Origin of the sequence: Comamonas suwonensis (assembly GCF_012844455.2) — a bacterium.
Classification (GTDB): domain Bacteria; phylum Pseudomonadota; class Gammaproteobacteria; order Burkholderiales; family Burkholderiaceae_C; genus Comamonas; species Comamonas suwonensis.
Window position 1 is genome coordinate 102571 of record NZ_JABBCQ020000002.1, and the last position, 16803, is coordinate 119373.

Below are 16803 nucleotides of genomic sequence, written 5' to 3' on the forward strand. Positions count from 1 at the left end.
GGAGTACCCATGGAATCCCAATTCGGCATTGCCCACGTCTGGACACAGGGCGACTTCGTGACCAAAGCCGTGGCCATCATCTTGCTCGCCATGTCAGTGGCGTCTTGGCTAGTCATCGTTCTCAAGGCCATCGACATCGTGAAGTTCAAGAAGTACGCCAATACGGCGCAAGACTTCTGGCATAGCACTGACCTGGCCACGGGCCTGGAAAAGCTGGGCAGCGACAAGCAGAACCCTTTTCGCTTCATGGTGCTCGAAGGCCGTGAAGCCTCTGCCCACCACCGCAAGACCAGCGCCCACCTGCATGACACGCTGGACATCAGCGACTGGGTGACCCGCTGCCTGCGCAATGGCATCAATGAGTTCACAGCACGCCTGCAGTCCGGTCTGGCCATTCTGGCCTCCGTTGGCTCCACCGCGCCCTTCATCGGCCTGTTCGGCACGGTCTGGGGCATCTACCACGCACTGGTGGCTATCGGCACCTCGGGCCAGTCCTCCATCGACAAGGTGGCAGGCCCCATCGGTGAAGCGCTGATCATGACTGCTCTGGGTCTGGCCGTGGCCATCCCTGCCGTTCTAGGCTACAACGCTCTGGTGCGCGGCAACAAGGGCATCCTGAACGCACTGAACAGCTTTGCCCACGATGTGCATGCCTATTTTGTGACCGGTGCCCGCGTAACCGTGGACGGCCAGGTCTCCGGCAATGTGCTGCCGCTGAAGAAAGGCGCTTAAGCCATGTCATTCGGAACCATGGACGACGAGGGCAGTGATGAGGTGATGAACGAAATCAATATGACGCCTCTGGTGGACGTCATGCTGGTACTGCTCATCATCTTCATCATCACCGTCCCCGTGATGAAACACTCGGTCAACGTGGACCTGCCCCGCGCCACCAATCAGCCGGAAGACACCAAGCCTGCCACTGTGCAGCTGGGCATTACTGCTGATGGCAAATACTCGTGGAACGCACAGGAAGTCAGCGACGAGCAGCTGGAAGCCAATCTTCAGGCCGAAGCCGCCAAGGAGCCCCAAGCCGATCTGCATATTCGCGGCGACAAGGAAGTTCGCTACGAACGCGTGGCCCAAGCCATGGCCGCCGCACAGCGTGCAGGCGTCAAGAAAATTGGCTTTGTGACCGACCCCGCCAAGTAAGCCCTTGCGCTATTGATCCAAACGGCCCTTTCGAGGGCCGTTTTTTATGCGTCAAATTAGAAGAAAAAAGGCTCCAGTGCTTTACCAGAGTGCGCTTGTAGCTCTCAATTCAGAAGCACCAGATTGCACTACAAAACTGACTTGCCTATCCAAGCTTCGCGACATAGGAATAGCAACACCAAATATTTTTAAAGAAATAACTTAAATGCGAGTAGTTATCACTTGCAATTCAACTGAGAATTGTTATCATTCACTCAGTTTAGAAATTAAGGAATCACGGCATGTCTGCACCGCTTGTTGCGACCTCACAGCCCACCACACAGATGGCCGCCGCAACCATGGCATCTTCCACTGCCGCCGCCAGTAGCAGCCCAGGCGTAGATAGCGCACTGCTGCTCAATGGCCAGAAGGCCGTCACCATCGTGCACAACGGCACGCCTTACCGCCTGCAGGCCACCAAGCTGGGCAAACTGATTTTGACCAAGTAGCGCGCGCTTCAAACCGTTTCATCGTGGGGCGACACCGAAAGTGTCGTATTCGCCAGCCACAGTTGCTGTAGAGCGCAAGCCCTCTCTTTCGCTCACACCTCAATAGCCACGCGCTTTTTACCCACAACCGCCCAAAACAAAACCCCTGCCGCTCACGCGCGCAGGGGTTTTGTTTTGGGCTCTGCCTTAGCGGCAGAGCCGCACTATTACAGACCCAAAGCGGCAATACCAGCCTTGGCAACCTGCGCATCTTCATTGGCCTTGACGCCAGAAACGCCCACGGCACCCAGCACCTGGCCGTCCTTGACGATGACCACGCCGCCTTCGAGCAGGCCATCCACAAAAGGCGCACTCAGGAAAGCGGTACGGCCGTTGTTGATCATGTCTTCAAACACCTTGGTGTCCTTGCGACCGACAGCAGCCGAGCGGGCCTTGGCGGGAGCAATGTGTGCAGAGATAGCAGCAGCACCATCCATGCGTTGCAACAGCAGCAAGTGACCGCCATCGTCCACAATGGAAATCGTCACAGGCCAGTTGTTCTTCAGCGCTTCAGCTTCAGCGGCAGCGGCGATTGCCTTAACGTCGGCCAGTTCGAGTTCGTGCTTCGTTTTCATACAGGTATAGGTATCCGTCGGATTTTCAGTGCGACAAGCATATTCGGTACTGAGACTTTGACAATAGATGTCATGTGAAAAACATTTCATCCTAAAACTGCCGCAGTGCCGGGGGGTATTGCAATCTCCTGTCAAGAGCCCCACCTAGAATGAGAATGTTTTTACACACAATTCCTGAAGGAGGAATGGCCACATGAACGAACAAGTCACCACACTGGGCACTGCGGGCTACGGTGTCTCGCAGCAAGAGCGCAACCGTGTTTTGCGCAACACTTACTGGCTGCTGGCACTGAGCCTCTTACCTACCGTGCTGGGTGCTTGGCTGGGCGTTGCCACAGGCATTACCCGCTCGCTGACAGGCTTTACGGGCCTGCTCGTGTTCATGGGCGGTGCCTTCGGCTTCATGTACGCCATTGAAAAGACCAAGCACTCGGCCGCTGGCGTGCCTGTGCTTCTGGGCTTCACCTTTTTCATGGGCCTGATGCTCTCGCGCATGATCGGCATGATTCTGGGCTTCTCCAACGGCACGCAGCTGATCATGACGGCCTTTGCCGGCACGGCTGGTATCTTCTTCGTCATGGCCATGCTGGCCACGGTGATCAAGCGTGACCTGTCGGGTATGGGCAAGTTCCTGTTCGTCGGCGCTTTGGTGCTGATGGTGGGCGGCATCATCAATGTTTTTGTGGGCTCCACCGCAGGCATGATGGCCATCTCCATGCTGGCTATCGGCATTTTCTCGGCCTACATGCTGTATGACCTCAAGCAGATCATTGACGGCGGCGAAACCAACTACATCAGCGCCACTCTGGCCCTGTATCTGGACCTGTTCAACGTGTTCCAGAGCCTGCTGGCCCTGCTGGGCATCATGGGCGGCGAACGCGACTAAGCGTCTTCAGACGCCTATGACTCAAAAGGAGTGCCTCGGCACTCCTTTTTGTTTGCTTTGTTTTGAATGTTGCTGGATATTTCAGATTCGGCCTCAATTTCAGCCAGCCATTGCCGATATCCAGACAAGATGAAGCCAAACCACCTCCCCCGCGCGCTTGCCATTGCTCTGCTGCCCCTGGTGCTGGCAGGCTGCAAGATCGAAGATATTCCCGGCCTAGGCCCGGACCCACGCGCCGTGGCCAAGGACTCTGAGGCCAAGGCTATCGGCGGTGCTTGCCGCCACGCCATGCGCGGGCTAGAGGATTGCTACGTCCTCAACCCCAAAGCGCCCAAGGCGCTGGTATTCGCAGGCTGGAAGGACATGGACGAATACATGCGCTCCAACAAAATTGAAGGCGTTCCATCTGTACTGGGCCAAAACGCCCCAGAAAAGCGCAGCGTCCCTGAAGCAGACAACAACGCCAGCCGTAACAACCGCAGCTAAGCCCGCCTGCTAAGCCCACAAGCCGTAGCCGCAGTGCTACGGCTTTTTTATTGCCCGGCCAATATCCACCCTTACAAACTTCTGGTCTAATCATTATTGATAACGATTCTCATTTATTATGCGAGCAATGTCTTACTAACCATGCAGAGAGGATTGCTATGCCAGATGATGAATTCCAGCAACTGCGCCTTGAGCATGGTGCACTCATGCAGATTTATCAGGAGGTGCAAATTCGTTGCACTGAACAAATCCAATCGCTGACGCACGAGGCTGAAAAGCTCAAACGCCAGCTCATCCGCCTCAGAGCCCAGCTCATTGCGCGCGACACTGCCCTCTTCTGGGAGCGCGAGCAGCGGCATGCCATGGCTATAGAGCTGGCAGCCAGCTTGCTCACCCAATCTAGCCCCAGAAAAACACAGCTCTCGCCAGCGTCGTTACCCGTTACACCTGAGCAGCAATTACTGGAAAGCAGCCTGCATGCTGCTGATCTGGTGATCTGCCAGACCGGCTGCATCAGCGATGGTGACTACTGGCGGGTCGAGGATCACTGCAAACGCAATGGCAAGCAGTGCGTGCTGGTCGACGAACCCAACGCCTTGCGCGTGGTACGTCTGCACATGTCGTCAGAAGATGGAAAAGTGGTGGCAGCGCAAGCCAGCCTTGAAAGCACAAGGCAAGAATGTGAGTCCGACTGAGACCGCCTGGATGAAGAAAAGCACTCGCTCCTTCAAAACCCTGCTGGGGCTACTCATCAGCATGGCAGGCTTGCTGGTCATAGCTTCGTGGCTTTGGGAGTAAGACTTACCAGCGACCTTTTCTCAGAACGGCTCCATCGCGCAGGGAACAGTCACAAACAGTGCCAAGTGCTTGAATGATCTGCGCCAGCTCTGCGCAAATCATTCAAAGACCAAAGGCGATCAAAGGACCATCAGATGCGCTCAAAGACAGCCATGCTTTCCACATGGGCTGTATGCGGGAACATATTGACCACGCCCGCCATCACACAGCGGTAACCGGCCTGATGCACCAACAAGCCCGCATCGCGCGCCAGGGTGGCAGGGTTGCAGCTCACGTAAACGATGCGCTTGGGGAACTCCCAGCTCTCCTGGCCTTCAGGCAGAGCGGGCAGCAGGTCTGGCTGCTCTTCCGTGGCCACGCCGACTTGCTTGGCACCCGTGCGAATCTGGTGAATATCCGCCAGCGCCTGCGACAGGGCAAAGGCACCTTCACGGGGAGGATCGACCAGCCACTTGTCTGCGTTGCCATCGGCAATCAGCATGGCGGGTGTCATATTGAACAGATTGCGCGCCACAAAGGTCGTAGGTGCCAGCTTTTCGCCTTCAGCGCGAACGGCATTGTTGGCGGCATAGTTCTCATGCGAGCGCTGCACCAGCGTGTCCGAGCCCTCAATACCCAGCACTTCTCCAGCCATGGTGGCAATCGGCAAGGTGAAGTTGCCCAGACCACAGAACCAATCGATCACGCGCTCGTTCTTTTGGGCATCCAGCAGGCGCAGCGAGCGCCCCACCAGCACGCGGTTGATCTGCGGGTTCACCTGGGTGAAGTCCGTGGGCTTGAACGGCATGGTGATGCCAAATTCCGGCAGGCTGTATGACAGCTGGGTGCCGCCCTCTTCCATGCGGTGCACAGTGTCCGGGCCCTTGGGCTGCAGCCACCACTGCACATTGTGTTCAGTGCCAAAGACGCGCAGGCGTTCCAGATCGGCCACGCTCAGCGGCTCCAGGTGGCGCAGCAGCATGGCGGTCACATGTTCGCCGCAAGCCACTTCAATCTGGGGCAGGGTTTCACGCGCATCCATGCTGCCAACCAGGCCACGCAGAGGCATCAGCATGGCATCCACATGGGGCGGCAATATTTTGCAGGTTTCCATGTCGGCCACATAGCGGCTCTTGCGCTCATGGAAGCCGACCAGCACCTTGCTCTTCTTGATGACGTAGCGCACCGACAGGCGCGAACGGTCCCTATAGCCCCAGGCCGGGCCTTCGATGGGGCGCAGCATGGTCTCGGGCTTGACCTTGGACAGATGCCAGAGGTTGTCTTCCAGCACGCGCTGCTTAATGGCGACCTGGGCACCCACATGCAGATGCTGCATCTTGCAGCCGCCGCAGGCACCTTCATGCAGGCCAAAATTGGGGCAGCCGGGCGTCACGCGCTGCGAGGATTCACGGTGAATCTCGGTCAGCGAGGCAGCTTCCCAGTTGTTTTTCTTGCGATGGGTACTGGCACTGACGATTTCACCTGTCAAAGCACCGTCAATAAAGACCACCTTGCCATCGGGCTTGCGCGCTACGCCCTTGGCGTCCATATCCATGGACAACACCTGCAGCCAGCCCTCAGGCAAAGTGGGCGCATCGGTGTCTAGTTCTGGCAGGTTCTCGGGGATTTTGTTGTCGCTGGATTTACTCATGGTGGGCGATTGTCTCAGGCCACCCCATACCCGAGAGCCAGACCCGGCAAAAACCTGCACGAGTAACAGCATCCACTCACCAGACAAGAGCCTGTTCAGCCACTTCAAATACAAGCTGAAAAGAGCTCCAGCGCTTACCAGTCAATCGCAAGCAGCTACAAATTCAGAAGCGTTGATCTTCACGGCGGCGGAGTTCGCGGCTGTTGCGCGCTTCAGCAATCTGCGCGCGCTCCGCAATCAGGTTGACCTCCGTTGCGCAGTTGTATTCGTCCAGCGAGAAAAACATTCTCGCACCGGGGCTGAGCTGGGGCACCGTCATATGCAGCGGCAAAGAAAGATCCACCGGCGCCAGATTGGAACGATAAATCAGCTCGTTATTCGGCGCATACACAAAGTAGCAAGCGGCCGATGCGGCTTGAGCCACGGCGAAGGCCGACACAAGCACGCAGGCACGCAATACGGATACAGCGGTCATGAACTCTCTCCCTTCCCAGTCAGAGGCTCCATGCCCCTTGGATGCTCGCCATTCTATGTGGCAGTCGCCAAAGACAGAAATTTCTGCCCCCCCTTACCGGCTCTGCATTCCTTGCTACAACCAATAAAGCACAGGCTAAATAGCGCTTGAATTGATTGAAATTTCTGTATTGACAGAAATTTCAATCAACAACACACTTCACCCCATGCAACTCAGCCCTATCGCCGAACGTTTTGTACACCACTGGGGAGACATGGGCAACGCCTGGGGCGTGAACCGAACCGTGGCACAAATCCATGCACTGCTCTTCTTTCATGGCCGCCCGCTCAATGCAGATGACATCTGCGAAACACTGGGCGCTGCGCGCTCCAATGTCAGCAACAGCCTCAAGGAACTGCTGAGCTGGAACCTCATCCGCAGCAGCCGCAAAACAGGCGACCGCCGCGAATACTTTGAGACATCGGCCGATGTCTGGGAGCTGCTGCGCACCATTGTGAGGGAACGCAAGCAGCGGGAGTTTGACCCCACCAGCGCCATGCTGCGCGAGCTGATTGCCCAGCCCGAGTTTGAGCAGGAAACGCCCGATGCACAGGATCGCGTACACGAGACACTGCGCCTGATGGACTCACTGGGCGTCTGGACGGATGAAATGTTGCGCCTGTCGCCCTCCACGCTGGACAAGATTTTGCGCCTGGGCGCTAGCGTGCAGCGTTTTGTGCGAAGTTCTTGAGGCATCGCTCTGCTTCGCAAAAGGGAAACAGCCTCACTGATTTAAATTTCTGCAACAGCAGAAAATTGCAAAGGAGTCACGTATGCGAATTCTGATTTGCGGCGGCACCGGCTTTCTGGGTCGGCATATCGTCAACGCACTGATGCAGCAAGGTCACGACCCCGTGGTGCGCAGCCGCCACTCCGACCCGGCACTGGACTTTGTCCGGCTAAGCACCGCACAAGACTGGCTGCCCCATCTTCAAGGCGTTGATGCTGTCATCAATGCCGTAGGGGCACTGCGCAACCGGCCAGACACTGACTTGCAAACCCTGCACATGACAGCGCCAGCCGCCTTGTTTGACGCCTGCGCACAGGCCGGCATACGGCGCGTGGTGCAAGTCTCTGCACTGGGCGTGGACAAGGGCGACACGCTCTACGCCAGTACCAAACGCGCGGCAGACGACTATCTGCTGGCGCTGGGGCAGGCGGGCGAGCTCAACCCCGCCATCGTGCGGCCCAGCATCATCTTTGGCAGCGGCGGGGCCAGCAGCAAGCTCTTCGTTCTGCTGGCCAACTTACCCATCCTGCCACTGCCGCAAATCATGCGCAACAGCCAGATCCAGCCCGTCGCCGTGCGCGATGTGGCCGAAGTCATCGCCAAACTGGCCACCAGCGATACGCCCTGCGGCGTGATTGAAATCGGCGGCACGCAGCCTCTGTCTATTGAGCGCTTTATCGCCACCCTGCGCGCGCAAATGAAATACCGCTCCGCCACCGTGCGCATCCTGCCCACCAGGCTCAGTACTGCCAGCGCCAAGCTCGGCGACAAAATCAGCTGGATGCCCTGGTGCAGCGAAGCCATGGCCCTGCTAGAGAACGACAACGTGACCGACCCCGCCACTCTGCGAAATCTGTTGGGGCACGAGCCCCTGGATATCTACCAGATGATTGACACCCTGCCCAAAGGAGGCCGCCTTGGATAAAGCCCTGCACCCGCCGCTCAAGGCCATGCACGCCACGCTGGTCATCGTCTGGCTGGGCACCGCCGTCGTCAGCGTGCTCGACTACTTCGGACTTTCTGGCCTTCACCATGAAGGCGCGCGCCTACTGGCCGACGGCGGCATTAGCGAGCCCCGCTGGCAGGCCGCCCTCATCTGGTCAGGGCTGTTGGCTGACCTGCTCATCGGCCTGGCCCTGCTGCTGCGCCCCGGCCGCGCCAGCTATTTTGTCGCGCTATTCATGATGGCCGCCATGACCATCATCGGCACCGCACTGCAACCCACGCTGTGGCTGCACCCGCTGGGGCCATTGCTCAAAAACCTGCCCATCGCTGCCATGCTGTGGTTTTTGCTGCAGGCGCACAACGCAACCCATCCGCTTGAATCATGAATACCTATCTGCTGCTCAAAACCCTGCACATCCTCTCCAGCGTGTTGCTGGTCGGCACAGGTCTTGGCTCGGCCTTTTACATGTTTTTTGCCAACCGCAGCGGCTCCGTAGCCGCTCAAGCCGTCGTCAGCCGCCTCGTCGTGCGAGCAGACTGGTGGTTCACCACGCCCTGCATCTTTATTCAGCCCATCACCGGCATCGCCATGGCCTATATGGCTGGGTATCCACTGAGCACGCCCTGGCTGGCGCTGTCACTGGGGCTATATGTACTGGCCGGTATTTGCTGGCTGCCCGTGGTGTGGCTGCAGGTTCGCATGGCAGCCATGGCGAATGAAGCCAATGCCCAGAATCAAACCCTGCCCCAGCTCTATCAGCAATACCAGCTGCGCTGGGAATCCCTGGGCTACCCCGCATTTATTGCCATGGCGGCTACGTATTATTTGATGGTGAATAAGCCGGTGCTCTGGGGTTAAAGCAGCATCTGGCCTGCCAAAATTCACTGAGGTGATTCACAGCGGGGTCAGGCACTCAATCCAGCTCCTGCACGCCGCCGCCCGAAACCGTAAGAATCTGTCCGCTGATCCAAGCCGCCGCCGGGCTGCACAAGAACAACGCCGCATTGGCCATGTCCTGCGGCAAGCCCAGTCTGTTGATGGGTGTGTGGGCCAGCATTTGTGCCTCTATTTCATCGTTCAATACGGACTTCAGCGCATCGGTCAACGTGGCACCTGGGGCAATCCCGTTCACGCGAATCGCCTTGGGTCCTAGATCAAAAGCGATATTGCGCACCAAATGGCTGGTGGCGGCCTTGGAAGATGCGTACGCCGCCATGCGTTTGTTTTTGTTTTCTGCCGACATGGAGGTAATCGCCAGAATTGCCCCATAACCGGCTTTTTCCATTTCAGGCACGGCCAACTGCGCCAGGCGAAACAGTGAAAAGACATTGAGCTCGTAGGCACGGCGGAAATCGGCCATCGGCATCTCAAAGGGCTTGGGACCTCCGCCCCCGGCATTGCTGACCAGGGTGGTCAGCTTGCCAAAATGGCGTACGGTCTCGCGCACCAGAGCACCCAGATCGTCCTCCTTGGTGACATCACAGGCCTGGGTTGCGGCTCGCCCACCCCGGTTATTGATTCCTTGCGCCACCTCTGCTGCCGTATCGGCGTTGAGATCGCTGACCATGACCGCAGCGCCCGCTGCCGCAAAGGTCTCGGCAATCGCGCGGCCAATCCCCGCGCCAGCGCCGGTCACCACCGCTACCTGTCCGGCAAGCGTGAAATCAATGGGGTTATACATCGCAGCACTCCTGTGAAAGACTCAATCCAACTCCATCGTTGGGAAGCCCTTTTCAGAAAATAAGTCAATGACCGGAGGCCTGTCAAACAGGGGAGCAATCACCCCACGCCGCTACAAAGGCAAACGCGCATCGTCCTTGACTTCTTCCATCACCGCATAAGTCCGCGTCTCGCGCACACCCGGCAGTTGCCAGAGCACGCTGCCCGCAAACTCGCGGTAAGCCGCCATGTCCGCCATACGGGTCTTGAGAAGATAGTCAAAGCCGCCCGCCACCATATGGCATTCCATGATGGCCGGGTAAGCCAGCACAGCGGCCTTGAACTCGTCAAACACATGGGGCGTGGTGCGGTCCAGCAGCACCTCGACAAACACCGTCATGCCCACACCCAGTTTTCTGGGGTTGAGCCGCGCTTCGTAGCCCAGGATATAGCCGTCCCGCGTGAGCCGCGTGACCCGTGCCTGCACGGCGGTGGGGGACAGGGCCACCTGCTCGGCCAGTCGCAGGTTGGAGATACGACCATCCGTTTGCAGAATTGCCAGTATCTTGCGGTCAATCCTGTCTAAATCGACTTCCAAGACGTCACTCATTGGTGATTTCCTCTTTTGAATTCAACAAATATAGTGATTCATTCTTTGGCAAACCAGCAATGATTTTCCCTATGTAGACAGCTGCAGCCGGGCCGCATGCAATGCAGGTGTTGACATGGTGAAGACCGCGCACCCTTGTCGCGGCCCTGCTCTCCATCATCTGCACTGAAATGCCAATCTTCACACCGCTGCCAGACTCCAGCCGCCCTGCCGATGCACTGCGCCGCGCCGTCACCGCGGCCACGCGCATGGCAGAGCCAGATGCCGTAGCCCAGCTACTGCCCGCCGCTACCCTTGCCGCACCGCAGGCCGCGCAGGTGGCAGCCCATGCCCAAAAACTGGTAGAGCAATTGCGCGCCCAGCCCGCAAGCCTGGGGCGGCAGGGGCTGGTGCAGGGCTTGCTGCAGGAGTTTTCACTGTCGTCACAAGAAGGTGTAGCGCTGATGTGCCTGGCCGAGGCTTTGCTGCGCATTCCCGATGCCGCGACGCGCGATGCACTGATTCGCGACAAGCTGCGCGGCGGTGACTGGCAGGCGCATCTGGGCAAAAGCCCATCACTGTTTGTCAACGCCGCCGCGTGGGGACTCGTGGTGACGGGTAAGCTGGTCGATACGCACAGTGAATCAGGGCTGCTGGCGTCCCTCAAACGCATCACCGCCAAGGGCGGCGAGCCACTGGTACGCAAGGGCGTAGACATGGCCATGCGCCTGATGGGCGAGCAGTTTGTGATGGGAGAAACCATTGCCGAGGCGCTGGAGCGCGCTCGCAATCTGCAGACCAAGGGCTTTCGCTATTCCTACGACATGCTGGGCGAGGCGGCACTCACGTCACAAGATGCGCAGCGCTATATGCAGTCCTATGTGGATGCGATTCACGCCATTGGCAAGGCATCGGCGGGCAGCGGTATTTACGCCGGGCCGGGCATTTCCATCAAGCTCAGCGCTCTGCACCCGCGCTACAGCCGTGCGCAAGTGCAGCGTGTAATGGGCGAGCTGCTAGCCCGCGTGCTGCAACTGTGCGAGGTGGCGCGCAGCTACGACATAGGCCTGAATATCGACGCCGAAGAGGCCGACCGGCTGGAGCTTTCGCTGGACCTGCTGGAGCAACTGGCCCACGCGCACAGTCTGGCGGGCTGGAATGGTCTGGGCTTTGTGATTCAGGCCTACCAGAAACGCTGCCCTTATGTGATCGACTATCTGGTCGATCTGGCCCGGCGCAGCGGCCGCCGCCTCATGGTGCGACTGGTCAAGGGCGCTTACTGGGACAGCGAAATCAAGCGCGCGCAGATCGACGGCCTGGCCGACTACCCCGTCTACACCCGCAAGCACCATACCGATGTGGCCTACATCGCCTGTGCCCGCAAGCTGCTGGCCGCGCCAGACGCCATTTACCCGCAGTTTGCCACCCACAATGCACAGACCGTGGCAAGCATCGAATCACTCGCCAGCGCACAACCATACAGCGCTGAGCGCTATGAATTTCAATGTCTGCACGGCATGGGCGAACCGCTTTACCGCAACGTGGTCGAAGCGGCAGACACCGCCGCACGCCGCCCCTGCCGCATCTACGCCCCCGTGGGCACGCACGAGACGCTGCTGGCTTATCTCGTACGCCGCCTGCTGGAGAACGGGGCCAACAGCTCCTTTGTGCACCGCATTGCCAACCCCGACTGGCCCATATCAGATTTGATAGCTGCTCCCGCAGATCAGACGCTGGCTGAAGGCCAAAAAAACCTAAATATAGAAACTGGCGAGGACATAGGCCAGCCCCACCCGGGCATAAGCAAGCCACGCGACTTGCTGGGCGCACAGCGCGCCAACTCAGAGGGTCTGGATTTGAGCGATGAACGTGTGCTGGCTGCGCTGTCGCACTGTCTCACGCAAACCCGGCCACCACCCGTTGCCACAGCGCGCGAGGCAGGCAGCGCCATCACCAACCCCGCCCAGTTGCAGCAAGTGCTGGGCCATGTGGCAGATGCCACGCCCGAACAAATTCAGCAGGCGCTGCAAGCGGCCCACAAGGCCCAGTCCACCTGGAACAACACCCCCGCCGCCCTGCGCGCCAGCGTGCTGGAGGCCGCAGCCGACAGCTACCAGGCCCGGATGCAGCCGCTGATGGCCCTGTTGATGCGCGAAGCCGGCAAGACCGCCGCCAACGCAGTGGCCGAGGTGCGTGAGGCCACAGATTTTTTGCGCTACTACGCCGCGCAAATTCGCAGGCAGGATGAGGCCGGTTTACTCGCATCCGGCATAGGTCCGGTGGTCTGCATCAGCCCCTGGAATTTTCCGCTGGCCATCTTCACCGGCCAGATAGCCGCCGCGCTGGCCGCAGGCAATGTGGTGCTGGCCAAACCGGCCGAGCAAACCCCGCTGATTGCCATCGAAGCCATGCGCCTGCTGCATCAGGCAGGCATGAACCACAATATTCACGCCGATGTGCTGCAACTGCTGCCCGGTCGGGGCGAAATCGTGGGCGCGCCGCTGGTGGCCGATGCGCGGGTAGCGGGCGTGCTGTTTACCGGCTCCACCGACGTGGCCCGACTGTTGAACCAGCAAACCGCTAAACGCCTGCGCGCTGATGGCGAGCCCGTGGTGCTGGTGGCAGAAACCGGTGGCCAGAACGCCATGATCGTGGACTCCTCTGCCTTGGTTGAGCAAGCTGTGCAAGACATTGCCGCCTCGGCCTTTGACAGCGCGGGCCAGCGCTGCTCTGCCCTGCGCCTGCTGTGCGTGCAAAGCGACTGCGCGGATCGCGTGGTCGACATGCTCAAAGGCGCCATGCAGGAGCTGCGCTGCGGCGACCCGGCCGAGCTGCACACCGATATCGGCCCCGTGATTGATGCCGAAGCCAAGGCCGGGATTGAGCAGCACATTGCCAAACTCAAAGCACAGGGCCTGCGCGTTTATCAGTCGCCGATCAGCGATGCGGTGATGGCGCAAGGCCACTTTGTGCCGCCCACGCTGATCGAGCTAAACGACCTGCAAAGCTTGCAGCGCGAGGTGTTTGGCCCCGTGCTGCATGTGCTGCGCTACCAGCGGCGCGAGCTGCCGCAGCTGCTTGCGCGCATCAACGCACTGGGCTACGGCCTGACCATGGGCCTGCACACCCGCATTGATGAAACCGTGCAGCAAGTCGCTCAGTCCGCCCATGTGGGGAATCTCTACGTCAACCGCAATATGGTGGGTGCGGTGGTGGGCGTGCAGCCATTTGGGGGCGAGGGCCTGTCGGGCACCGGCCCCAAGGCGGGCGGGCCGCTGTACCTGCCACGTCTGCAGCAAGCGCCCAGCTCACCGCTGCGCCTGCTTTGCCATGTGCTGCAGCAAGCGGGAGTCGCACAAGAGGTCAGTACGCCTGAGCCAGCCGCCGCATTGCAGCAACTGGGCCACTGGGCTGAAAAAAATGGCGAAATGGCCATCAGCAGCAGTTGTGAGCGCCTGCAAGACGCCCTGCCCGATCTGCATGCCACGCGCCTGCTGCCCGGCCCTACGGGCGAGCGCAATCTCTACACTCTCATCGCCAAGCCACGCACGTTGTGCCTGGCGCAAAGCCAACACATGCTGCAGCAGCAACTGGCCGCCGTGCTGGCCTGCGGATCCAGAGCGGTATGGCCTCACTCGCCCGTCAGCACCCACCTGCACAATGCTTTGCCGCAGGCGCTGCGCAGCCATGTGGTGCTGCTGTCTGCGGGCCTCACTACGGCACAGATCGCTGAAAGCACAGTCATGGACGCCGCACTGCTGGAATGCGATGACGCGCAGTTCATGCAATGGGCACAGGCGCTGGCGCATCGCAGCGGCCCCATTGTTCTACCCACACGTTGCCATGCGGGCCAGCCCGTGCGACTGGAGCGGCTGTGGCATGAGCGTGCGCTGTCGCACAACACGGCGGCCGCCGGCGGGAATGCGGCGTTGATGAACTTGGAGTGAGGCCCTTGGCATCACTTCGCGCCTTCCGCCGGGAGGCGGGATGACAGCATGGCTTTGGCGCAGCCTGGCTTGCTGTCACTCTGCCAGGCCACGCCAGTCTTAAGCACCGCGTCCATAAGCTATCTAAAAAAGAGCACCCAGCGCAAGCATTACCTGCGCTGGGTGCTCTTTTAATCAAGTATCTAAAGGTTTACAGCTTGGCGATGGAGACCTCGGTGGACTTGACCAGGGCCACGACTTCGGAGCCAACTACCAGCCCCAGATCATTGACCGAGCGCGTGGTGATGACCGAGGTGACGATGCCCCAAGGCGTCTCCACATCTACCTCCGAGACCACATCGCCACGGATGATCTCCTTGACCTTGCCTTTGAACTGGTTGCGCACGTTGATCGCTTGAATGGACATGATGTTTCCTTTGTGTTGAAAGCGTTGAGAGAGATAAAAAATCAGATGGCCCAGCGCAGGCCGCTCACGGGCACACCCGGCCAGCGGTCTTGAGTGGGCGCTTGTTCAGACTCGGGCTTTTGCAGCACGCGGTCGAGAATGCGGGTTTCCAGCGCCGCAAAGCGCGCATCACCATGCACACGGGGGCGCGGCAGGTCTATGCGTTCATCGAGCGCAATGCGCCCGTCTTCAATCAGCACCACGCGGTCAGCCAGCGCCACCGCTTCCTGCACATCGTGGGTCACCAGCAAAGCCGTAAAGCCGTGGCTGCGCCACAGGCCTTCGATGAGGCGGTGCATTTCGATGCGCGTCAGCGCATCCAAAGCGCCCAGCGGCTCATCGAGCAGCAGCAGACGCGGCTGGTGCACCAGTGCACGGGCCAGGGCCACACGCTGGCGCTGGCCGCCAGACAAGCGCGCGGGCCATTCGTTTTCACGGTCGGCCAGACCTACCTGCGCCAGCACCTTGCGGCCCTGCTCTTTGGCCGAGTCGGGTAGACCCAGAATCACGTTATCCAGCACCCGCTTCCAAGGCAGCAGGCGCGCGTCCTGAAACATGATGCGCGTGTCCTGCTTGGCCGCTTTGGCATCGGCTTCATCAATCAGCAGCTGACCTGCGCTCGCACCCTCCAGCCCCGCCACCAGTCGCAGCAACGTGGACTTGCCGCAGCCGCTGCGGCCCACGATGGCGATGAACTCGCCGGGCTGGACATCAAGCTGCACCTGCTTGAGCACTTCCCGCTCGCCATAGCGCTTGGTCAGCTGCCGGGTCTGCAGCTGCACGCCTTGAGGCTTGATGCGATCGGCCTCCTCCTCTTCATTGCGCAGCTGGCCAGCCAGCTCCAGCACCTGCGCTTCGTCCCACGAGGCCTCCCAGGCCTCCAGCGGCTGGCGGGCATTCAAGGCACCGGAACTCACCAGCGACTGCGTCAAACGACTCCACAAATTGCTCATCACAAGCTCCTGTCATTCTTTTCACTGACCTCAAAAACCATCACACCCCAGATCAGAGACAGCCAGCAAAGGCCGCCTCGCAGCAAGAATGTCATCCCCTCAGGGGCAAGTCGCCCGGCGACTCAGGGGGTCCCGTAGTTCGGGTGCCAGCGCAGCCACCAGCGCTCCAGGCTGCGAGCAAAGACATCGGCCAGCTTGCCCAGAATCGCGTAGAGCAAGATGCCCACCAGCACCACATCGGTCTGCAGAAACTCACGGGCATTCATGGTCAGGTAGCCAATACCGGCCTGCGCCGAAATGGTCTCGGCTACGATCAGAATCACCCACATCAGCCCCAGCGAAAAACGCAGCCCCACGAGGATGGAAGACAGCGCACCGGGCAGCACGATGTCGCGGTACAGCTGCCAGCGCGTCAGGCCGTAGCTCTTGCCCATCTCGATCAGGCCCGGGTCCACATTGCGAATGCCGTGGAAGGTGTTGAGATAGATGGGAAAAAACACCGAGATGCTGATGAGAAACAGCTTGGCCGACTCATCAATGCCGAACCACAGAATCACCAGTGGAATCAACGCCAGCGCGGGGATGTTGCGCACCATCTGGATGGTGGAGTCCAGCAGCGTCTCGGCCCAGCGCAGCGAGCCCGTGAGCAGACCCAGCAGCAGACCCAGACTGCCGCCAATCGCCAGCCCAGCCAGTGCACGCCCGGCGCTGACCCTGACATGGGTCCACAGCTCACCCGATTCGGCCAGTGTCCAGGCGGCGCGCAGCACATCCAGCGGAGCGGGCAGCACCCGGCTCGAAAGCCAGCCGTAGGCCGATGCGGCCTGCCATGTGGCGATCAGCAGCAGCGGCACCAGCCAGGGCAGCAGCCGCACACCGACCTGCCGGGCAAACTGCTCCAGACGGGGCACCGACTGAGTTGCGGGCTTCAAAGCCAGCGTTTGAACATCACTCATGCCGTCTCCT

19 protein-coding genes are annotated in these 16803 nt (G+C 59.8%); 11 read left to right on the forward strand and 8 right to left on the reverse strand.

The genetic code is table 11. From position 1 onward, the window contains the following. Positions 1–9: 9 nt before the first annotated feature. From HF327_RS02590 to HF327_RS02600, 3 genes are all read left to right on the forward strand, one after another. On the forward strand, positions 10–732 hold the full coding sequence (locus HF327_RS02590) for a MotA/TolQ/ExbB proton channel family protein (RefSeq protein WP_169106770.1): 723 nt from the start codon (positions 10–12) through the stop codon (positions 730–732). A gap of 3 nt (positions 733–735) precedes the next feature. Then, on the forward strand, positions 736–1152 hold the full coding sequence (locus HF327_RS02595; RefSeq protein ID WP_169106771.1) for an ExbD/TolR family protein: 417 nt from the start codon (positions 736–738) through the stop codon (positions 1150–1152). A gap of 281 nt (positions 1153–1433) precedes the next feature. After that, positions 1434–1640, forward strand: coding sequence for a hemin uptake protein HemP (locus HF327_RS02600; RefSeq protein WP_099736454.1), 207 nt, complete (start codon positions 1434–1436; stop codon positions 1638–1640). 206 nt (positions 1641–1846) lie between these two features. On the opposite strand, the gene HF327_RS02605 is transcribed toward HF327_RS02600, so the two are convergent. Then, positions 1847–2254: a GlcG/HbpS family heme-binding protein gene (locus tag HF327_RS02605; protein ID WP_169106772.1), complete on the reverse strand. Its 408-nt coding sequence runs from the start codon at positions 2252–2254 to the stop codon at positions 1847–1849. 193 nt (positions 2255–2447) lie between these two features. Here HF327_RS02605 and HF327_RS02610 point away from each other — a divergent pair, with 193 nt between their 5' ends. The 3 genes from HF327_RS02610 to HF327_RS02620 all read left to right on the forward strand — a co-directional run bounded on the left by HF327_RS02610 (position 2448) and on the right by HF327_RS02620 (position 4321). Beyond that, positions 2448–3140: a Bax inhibitor-1/YccA family protein gene (locus HF327_RS02610; RefSeq protein ID WP_169106773.1), complete on the forward strand. Its 693-nt coding sequence runs from the start codon at positions 2448–2450 to the stop codon at positions 3138–3140. A gap of 129 nt (positions 3141–3269) precedes the next feature. Further along, positions 3270–3626, forward strand: coding sequence for a hypothetical protein (locus tag HF327_RS02615; RefSeq protein WP_169106774.1), 357 nt, complete (start codon positions 3270–3272; stop codon positions 3624–3626). A 206-nt stretch (positions 3627–3832) separates the two neighbouring features. Further along, positions 3833–4321 (forward strand): DUF2325 domain-containing protein, encoded by a 489-nt coding sequence (locus HF327_RS02620; protein ID WP_169106973.1) that lies wholly within the window; start codon positions 3833–3835, stop codon positions 4319–4321. Positions 4322–4554: 233 nt separating this feature from the next. Here HF327_RS02620 and rlmD read toward each other — a convergent pair whose 3' ends face one another. Then, positions 4555–6054, reverse strand: a complete 1500-nt coding sequence (rlmD, locus tag HF327_RS02625) for a 23S rRNA (uracil(1939)-C(5))-methyltransferase RlmD (protein ID WP_169106775.1) — start codon at positions 6052–6054, stop codon at positions 4555–4557. Positions 6055–6217: 163 nt separating this feature from the next. Then, complete coding sequence (locus HF327_RS02630; protein WP_169106776.1) at positions 6218–6529, reverse strand: hypothetical protein; 312 nt, start codon at positions 6527–6529, stop codon at positions 6218–6220. A 205-nt stretch (positions 6530–6734) separates the two neighbouring features. On the opposite strand from HF327_RS02630, the gene HF327_RS02635 reads away from it, so the two are divergent. The 4 genes from HF327_RS02635 to HF327_RS02650 all read left to right on the forward strand — a co-directional run bounded on the left by HF327_RS02635 (position 6735) and on the right by HF327_RS02650 (position 9102). Then, positions 6735–7259 carry a GbsR/MarR family transcriptional regulator gene (locus HF327_RS02635; RefSeq protein WP_169106974.1) on the forward strand — a complete coding sequence of 175 codons (525 nt, stop codon included), beginning with the start codon at positions 6735–6737 and terminating at the stop codon, positions 7257–7259. Between the two features lie 82 nt (positions 7260–7341). Further along, positions 7342–8223, forward strand: coding sequence for an NAD-dependent epimerase/dehydratase family protein (locus tag HF327_RS02640; RefSeq protein WP_169106777.1), 882 nt, complete (start codon positions 7342–7344; stop codon positions 8221–8223). A 25-nt stretch (positions 8224–8248) separates the two neighbouring features. Further along, the gene (locus tag HF327_RS02645; protein WP_169106975.1) at positions 8249–8629 is read left to right on the forward strand and encodes a DoxX-like family protein; all 381 of its coding nucleotides are present in this window, start codon (positions 8249–8251) and stop codon (positions 8627–8629) included. Further along, a complete protein-coding gene (locus HF327_RS02650) occupies positions 8626–9102 on the forward strand; it encodes a DUF2269 family protein (protein ID WP_169106778.1) in 477 nt (158 codons plus the stop codon). The genes HF327_RS02645 and HF327_RS02650 overlap by 4 nt, the downstream gene beginning before the upstream one ends. Positions 9103–9157: 55 nt before the next feature. Here the strand turns inward: HF327_RS02650 and hdhA are convergent, their stop codons facing one another. Together hdhA and HF327_RS02660 are read right to left on the reverse strand one after the other, a co-directional pair. Then, positions 9158–9925, reverse strand: coding sequence for a 7-alpha-hydroxysteroid dehydrogenase (gene hdhA / locus HF327_RS02655; RefSeq protein WP_169106779.1), 768 nt, complete (start codon positions 9923–9925; stop codon positions 9158–9160). Positions 9926–10036: 111 nt separating this feature from the next. Further along, a complete protein-coding gene (locus tag HF327_RS02660; protein WP_169106780.1) occupies positions 10037–10513 on the reverse strand; it encodes an Lrp/AsnC ligand binding domain-containing protein in 477 nt (158 codons plus the stop codon). Positions 10514–10683: 170 nt separating this feature from the next. On the opposite strand from HF327_RS02660, the gene putA reads away from it, so the two are divergent. Then, the gene (gene putA / locus HF327_RS02665) at positions 10684–14439 is read left to right on the forward strand and encodes a trifunctional transcriptional regulator/proline dehydrogenase/L-glutamate gamma-semialdehyde dehydrogenase (protein WP_169106781.1); all 3756 of its coding nucleotides are present in this window, start codon (positions 10684–10686) and stop codon (positions 14437–14439) included. Positions 14440–14629: 190 nt separating this feature from the next. Here putA and HF327_RS02670 read toward each other — a convergent pair whose 3' ends face one another. The 3 genes from HF327_RS02670 to ssuC all read right to left on the reverse strand — a co-directional run bounded on the left by HF327_RS02670 (position 14630) and on the right by ssuC (position 16793). After that, positions 14630–14845 (reverse strand): TOBE domain-containing protein, encoded by a 216-nt coding sequence (locus tag HF327_RS02670; protein ID WP_158385170.1) that lies wholly within the window; start codon positions 14843–14845, stop codon positions 14630–14632. 41 nt (positions 14846–14886) lie between these two features. Further along, positions 14887–15837 (reverse strand): ATP-binding cassette domain-containing protein, encoded by a 951-nt coding sequence (locus HF327_RS02675; protein WP_169106782.1) that lies wholly within the window; start codon positions 15835–15837, stop codon positions 14887–14889. A 122-nt stretch (positions 15838–15959) separates the two neighbouring features. Then, positions 15960–16793, reverse strand: coding sequence for an aliphatic sulfonate ABC transporter permease SsuC (ssuC, locus tag HF327_RS02680; RefSeq protein WP_169106783.1), 834 nt, complete (start codon positions 16791–16793; stop codon positions 15960–15962). Positions 16794–16803 lie beyond the last annotated feature (10 nt).

Excerpts from the sequence above, each read along its gene's own strand:
- HF327_RS02590 (WP_169106770.1), top strand. The coding sequence starts at position 10 with ATGGAATCCCAATTCGGCATTGCCCACGTCTGGACACAGGGCGACTTC.
- HF327_RS02595 (WP_169106771.1), top strand. The coding sequence starts at position 736 with ATGTCATTCGGAACCATGGACGACGAGGGCAGTGATGAGGTGATGAAC.
- HF327_RS02600 (WP_099736454.1), top strand. The coding sequence starts at position 1,434 with ATGTCTGCACCGCTTGTTGCGACCTCACAGCCCACCACACAGATGGCC.
- HF327_RS02605 (WP_169106772.1), bottom strand. The coding sequence starts at position 2,254 with ATGAAAACGAAGCACGAACTCGAACTGGCCGACGTTAAGGCAATCGCC.
- HF327_RS02610 (WP_169106773.1), top strand. The coding sequence starts at position 2,448 with ATGAACGAACAAGTCACCACACTGGGCACTGCGGGCTACGGTGTCTCG.
- HF327_RS02615 (WP_169106774.1), top strand. The coding sequence starts at position 3,270 with ATGAAGCCAAACCACCTCCCCCGCGCGCTTGCCATTGCTCTGCTGCCC.
- HF327_RS02620 (WP_169106973.1), top strand. The coding sequence starts at position 3,833 with ATGCAGATTTATCAGGAGGTGCAAATTCGTTGCACTGAACAAATCCAA.
- rlmD (WP_169106775.1), bottom strand. The coding sequence starts at position 6,054 with ATGAGTAAATCCAGCGACAACAAAATCCCCGAGAACCTGCCAGAACTA.
- HF327_RS02630 (WP_169106776.1), bottom strand. The coding sequence starts at position 6,529 with ATGACCGCTGTATCCGTATTGCGTGCCTGCGTGCTTGTGTCGGCCTTC.
- HF327_RS02635 (WP_169106974.1), top strand. The coding sequence starts at position 6,735 with ATGCAACTCAGCCCTATCGCCGAACGTTTTGTACACCACTGGGGAGAC.
- HF327_RS02640 (WP_169106777.1), top strand. The coding sequence starts at position 7,342 with ATGCGAATTCTGATTTGCGGCGGCACCGGCTTTCTGGGTCGGCATATC.
- HF327_RS02645 (WP_169106975.1), top strand. The coding sequence starts at position 8,249 with ATGCACGCCACGCTGGTCATCGTCTGGCTGGGCACCGCCGTCGTCAGC.
- HF327_RS02650 (WP_169106778.1), top strand. The coding sequence starts at position 8,626 with ATGAATACCTATCTGCTGCTCAAAACCCTGCACATCCTCTCCAGCGTG.
- hdhA (WP_169106779.1), bottom strand. The coding sequence starts at position 9,925 with ATGTATAACCCCATTGATTTCACGCTTGCCGGACAGGTAGCGGTGGTG.
- HF327_RS02660 (WP_169106780.1), bottom strand. The coding sequence starts at position 10,513 with ATGAGTGACGTCTTGGAAGTCGATTTAGACAGGATTGACCGCAAGATA.
- putA (WP_169106781.1), top strand. The coding sequence starts at position 10,684 with ATGCCAATCTTCACACCGCTGCCAGACTCCAGCCGCCCTGCCGATGCA.
- HF327_RS02670 (WP_158385170.1), bottom strand. The coding sequence starts at position 14,845 with ATGTCCATTCAAGCGATCAACGTGCGCAACCAGTTCAAAGGCAAGGTC.
- HF327_RS02675 (WP_169106782.1), bottom strand. The coding sequence starts at position 15,837 with ATGAGCAATTTGTGGAGTCGTTTGACGCAGTCGCTGGTGAGTTCCGGT.
- ssuC (WP_169106783.1), bottom strand. The coding sequence starts at position 16,793 with ATGAGTGATGTTCAAACGCTGGCTTTGAAGCCCGCAACTCAGTCGGTG.